Origin of the sequence: Xenorhabdus littoralis (assembly GCF_033949345.1) — a bacterium.
GTDB lineage: Bacteria > Pseudomonadota > Gammaproteobacteria > Enterobacterales > Enterobacteriaceae > Xenorhabdus > Xenorhabdus littoralis.
In genome coordinates this window covers 1-253 of record NZ_VCDP01000330.1, presented here as the reverse complement: position 1 = coordinate 253, position 253 = coordinate 1, and the positions used below count along the sequence as shown (strand labels likewise).

At 29.6% G+C, this 253-nt stretch carries 1 protein-coding gene; it reads left to right on the top strand.

Annotation, left to right across the window (positions count from 1 at the left end; all coding sequences use genetic code 11):
* Positions 1-27: 27 nt before the first annotated feature.
* Positions 28-253, top strand: a 226-nt coding sequence (locus tag FE394_RS19770; RefSeq protein WP_000869869.1) for a helix-turn-helix domain-containing protein, incomplete at its 3' end; no start/stop codon positions are given.

Below are 253 nucleotides of genomic sequence, written 5' to 3'. Positions count from 1 at the left end.
TACATTGAATGAAAAGGAGTATGAAAAATGAAGGTAGTAAGTAATATTCGTATGATTATGGCGAAAAAGAATATAGATAATATTTCGGATTTGGTGAGAATAACGGGAGTAAGTCGTAATTCTATTAATAAGTTGTGGCACAATGAGAATGTGTCTTCTTTAAAATTAGATACATTGATAACGATCTGTGAGAAGTTGGATGTTGAGTTATTGGATTTAATTGAATATATTCGAGATGATAGTGAGACAAAAT